Raw genomic sequence first — 3919 nt, forward strand, 5'->3', positions numbered from 1 at the left:
GGCCTCGGGGAGGCGCTGGGCGGGCAGCTGCAGGGGCGGAAGGGGCGGAAGGGCGTTCCAGGGCACGGCCCGGCTCTGCAGGTCCGCACGGACCTTCTCGGCGAGTCTGCGGGTGTCACGGCGGTTCATGACCGCGCCGACGGCCGCGCCCACCATGAACGGCATCAGGTTCGGCAGGCTGCGGATCATCCGCTTCATGATCTGCTGGCGCAGTTCGTTCTTCATGTGCCCGCTGAGGACGGAACTCAGCGTCGACGGCCTCGTGAGGTCGACGCCGCGCTCCTCGGTCCAGGCGGTCAGGTACGCGAGGCTGCGGTCCTTGACGCTGCCGGGGGGCCGCAGGCCGTAGACCTCGTGGAGCTCGGCGACGAGCTTGAGCTCTATGGCGGCGACGCCGGTGATTTCCGTGGCCAGCTCCACGGGCATCGCGGGCGGCACGGGCAGCATGGCCGCCGCACCGATGCCCGCGCCCACGGTGGAGGTGCCGTTCGCGGCGCCTGCGATCAGCTTGTCGGCCAGCTGATCGGGGCCGAGGCCCGGGAACTGGGCCCGCAGGGTCGCGAGGTCCCGGACCGGGATGCGCGGGGCGATCTCGATGATGCGGTCCGCGATGTACAGGGCGGCGGCCCTGGCGCCTTCGCCGCCCCTGCGCACACCGCTCTTGACGGCCTGCAGCCGACGGGCTCCGGCCCGCTGCCGGTCCTCTTGGCCGGACTCCGCGGCCGCCGGGGCCACGGCGGCGTTGTCGGAGTACACGGCGGGGACGCCGGGAGCTCCTGGGCCCGTTTCCGGGCCGGTGGCTCCCGCCGGTGTCTCCGCCGGATCAGCGGACTTCCGGAGGCGAAGCCTGCGGAAGGGTGTCGAGCCGGTCACAGCCGACGCCTCTCAGTCGCAGTCGCGGCAGATCGGCTGACCGTTCTTCTCGCGCGCCAGCTGGCTGCGGTGGTGCACCAGGAAGCAGCTCATGCAGGTGAACTCGTCGGCCTGCTTCGGCAGCACCCGGACGGCCAGCTCCTCGTTGGAGAGGTCCGCGCCGGGGAGCTCCATGCCCTCCACGGCGTCGAAGTCGTCGATGTCGACGCTCGACGCGGACTTGTCGTTCCGCCGGGCCTTCAGCTCTTCGATGCTGTCGTTGTCGACGTCTTCGTCGGTCTTGCGTGGGGTGTCGTAGTCCGTTGCCATGTTTCGCTCTCCCCCTCTGGGATTTAGCGGTGTCTCAGCGCACGTAACGCGCGAGAGGCCGGACTTGTGCCCGACCTGAGGCGGAGATTTTGCCTCACATCAAGGTCTGTTACTCAATCGACACCCAGCCGCGCGCCTGAAGGGGCGACCGGCTGGGATGACGACCGGGACCGTACACGGTCCGCAGACCGCCTTGCACAAAGGCCACCCGGTGTATTTTCCGCCGGGCGGGTGCCCGGAAACCCGGACTTGCCGGACTTTCCAGGCCTTCCGCGCCTTCTTTGGGCCACTGAACGCACATGACCCCACACTCGACCATGTGACCGATCACACAGAATTCAACTTGTTCACAGGCCAGCCATTCAGCTGTCGGCGAACGCGGACGCAGGGATTCACAGGGGCAACGTGACACGCATCACGAGGCCTCCGCCCTCCCTGGGCGTCGCCGTGATCCGCCCGCCGTGGGCGCGCGCCACGGAGCGTGCGATGGACAGCCCCAGCCCGACACCCTTGTCGCTGCCCGTGCGCTCCGTACGCAGCCGCCTGAAGGGCTCGAAGAGGTTGTCCACCTCGTACGCGGGCACCACCGGGCCGGTGTTCGACACCAGGAGCACCGCCTGGCCGTGCTGCGCCTCGGTGGTGACCTCCACCCAACCGCCCTTCGGCACGTTGTACCGGACGGCGTTCTGCACCAGATTGAGCGCGATCCGCTCCAGGAGCACGCCGTTGCCCTGCACGACGGCCGCTGCGCGCTCGCCGCGGATCTCCACGCCCTTCGACCCGGCCTCCGCCCGGGCCTGGTCGATGGCCCGCGAGGCGACCTCGGCCAGGTCCACGGGTTTGCGCTCGACGATCTGGTTCTCGCTGCGGGCGAGCAGCAGCAGGCCCTCGACCAGCTGCTCGCTGCGCTCGTTGGTCGCGAGCAGGGTCTTTCCCAGCTGCTGCAGCTCCACGGGCGCGCCCGGATCGGACAGGTGCACCTCCAGGAGCGTCCGGTTGATCGCCAGCGGGGTGCGCAGCTCGTGCGAGGCGTTGGCGACGAACCGCTGCTGGGCGGTGAAGGCCCGTTCCAGGCGGTCGAGCATCTCGTCGAAGGTGTCGGCGAGCTCCTTGAGCTCGTCGTCCGGCCCGTCCAGCTCGATCCGCCGGGTCAGGTCGGAGCCCACGACGCGGCGGGCGGTACGGGTGATCTTGCCCAGGGGGGAGAGCACGCGGCCGGCCATCGCGTAGCCGAAGGCGAAGGCGATGATGCTCAGGCCCAGCAGGGCCATCAGCGACCGGCTGAGCAGGTCGTCCAGCGCGTGCCGGCGCTGTTCGAGCATGCAGGACTGGATCGCGGCGTAGAACTGGTCGAAGGGCTGCTCGCCGCCCACCCCGGGACAGGTCGGGCTGGAGACGACGATCTTCTGCCCGCTGACACTGACGATCTTGAACGGAAGGGCGTTGCCCTCCCGCAGCGCCTGCGCGGCCAGCAGGTAGATGATCGACAGCAGCAGGATCCCGGCGATCAGGAACATGCCGCCGTACAGCAGGGTGAGGCGTATGCGGATGGTGGGACGGAGCCAAGGGAAGGGACCCTCGGGCGGGCCGGGGTCCCAGGTGGGTTTCGGAGGCGCGGACGGCGGCGCCGGAGTCGGTGCCACCCTCGTCAGATCCGGTATCCGGAACCCGGCACGGTCACGATGACCGGCGGCTCCCCGAGCTTGCGGCGCAGGGTCATGACCGTGACCCGGACCACGTTCGTGAACGGGTCGGTGTTCTCGTCCCATGCCTTCTCCAGCAGCTGCTCGGCGGAGACGACGGTCCCCTCGCTCCGCATGAGAACCTCCAGCACCGCGAACTCCTTGGGCGCCAGCTGCACCTCACGGCCCTCGCGGAACACCTCCCGCCGGTTCGGGTCGAGCCGGATCCCGGCCCGCTCCAGCACCGGGGGCAGGGCGACGGTCGTACGCCGCCCGAGGGCGCGCACGCGGGCGGTCAGCTCGGTGAAGGCGAAGGGCTTGGGCAGGTAGTCGTCGGCGCCGAGCTCCAGGCCCTCCACGCGGTCGCTCACGTCCCCGGACGCGGTCAGCATCAGCACCCGCGTGGGCACGCCCAGCTCGACGATCTTCCGGCAGACGTCGTCGCCGTGCACGAGCGGGAGGTCCCGGTCGAGCACGACGACGTCGTAGTCGTTGACCTCGACGCGCTCCAGGGCCGCGGCACCGTCGTACACGACGTCCACGGCCATGGCCTCGCGGCGCAGTCCGGTGGCCACCGCATCGGCGAGCAGCTGCTCGTCCTCGACGACGAGTACGCGCACGTCGTTTCCTTCCATCGAGCCCTCAGGGCACACGTGTATTGCGCCGTCCATCCTGCCCGTTTCAGCCGTAAACCGGCTGTAAGGCGCCACACGGGGGCCGATCCACGGCGGAAGTGAGGATTCCTTGGCCTTGCGAGGTTTCTGGGCCCAGGGTGCCGGGGAGGACGTCAGCACACCCCGACCACTCCCTGACGGCGGACTGCCCGTGCCGCCGCCGACCCACGAAAAGGGGGCGAACCCACCATGGACGCATTCACCACAGGTCTCCTGCAGCGCATCAGGACCACGCAGTCCGACCTCCAGCACGCCCGTGACGCGGGCGACGACCACCTCGTGGAAGTGGAACAGGCCGAACTGGAGGATCTCCAGCGCCTTGCCGCAGAACACGGTGTGCCCGTCTCCGCCTGCTGATCCTCCCCCTGCCCGCCCCCGGAC

5 protein-coding genes are annotated in these 3919 nt (G+C 69.9%); 1 reads left to right on the plus strand and 4 read right to left on the minus strand.

The genetic code is table 11. From position 1 onward, the window contains the following. The 4 genes from HYE82_RS34785 to HYE82_RS34800 all read right to left on the minus strand — a co-directional run. Positions 1 to 873: hypothetical protein (locus tag HYE82_RS34785; RefSeq protein WP_179178218.1), on the minus strand; the 873-nt coding region annotated here is incomplete at its 3' end. Positions 874 to 885: 12 nt separating this feature from the next. Beyond that, complete coding sequence (locus HYE82_RS34790) at positions 886 to 1182, minus strand: DUF4193 domain-containing protein (protein ID WP_179178219.1); 297 nt, start codon at positions 1180 to 1182, stop codon at positions 886 to 888. A gap of 392 nt (positions 1183 to 1574) precedes the next feature. After that, positions 1575 to 2825, minus strand: coding sequence for a HAMP domain-containing sensor histidine kinase (locus tag HYE82_RS34795; protein WP_179178220.1), 1251 nt, complete (start codon positions 2823 to 2825; stop codon positions 1575 to 1577). A gap of 5 nt (positions 2826 to 2830) precedes the next feature. Continuing rightward, on the minus strand, positions 2831 to 3484 hold the full coding sequence (locus HYE82_RS34800) for a response regulator transcription factor (RefSeq protein ID WP_179178221.1): 654 nt from the start codon (positions 3482 to 3484) through the stop codon (positions 2831 to 2833). Positions 3485 to 3727: 243 nt separating this feature from the next. Between HYE82_RS34800 and HYE82_RS34805 the strand changes: the two genes are divergently transcribed. Continuing rightward, a complete protein-coding gene (locus HYE82_RS34805; protein ID WP_179178222.1) occupies positions 3728 to 3895 on the plus strand; it encodes a hypothetical protein in 168 nt (55 codons plus the stop codon). Positions 3896 to 3919 lie beyond the last annotated feature (24 nt).

This window comes from Streptomyces sp. BR123 (genome assembly GCF_013401435.1).
Lineage (GTDB): Bacteria > Actinomycetota > Actinomycetes > Streptomycetales > Streptomycetaceae > Streptomyces.

Bases quoted from the DNA above. Each gene is read 5' to 3' on its own strand.
- HYE82_RS34805 (WP_179178222.1), top strand. From the start codon at position 3,728: ATGGACGCATTCACCACAGGTCTCCTGCAGCGCATCAGGACCACGCAG.
- HYE82_RS34790 (WP_179178219.1), bottom strand. From the start codon at position 1,182: ATGGCAACGGACTACGACACCCCACGCAAGACCGACGAAGACGTCGAC.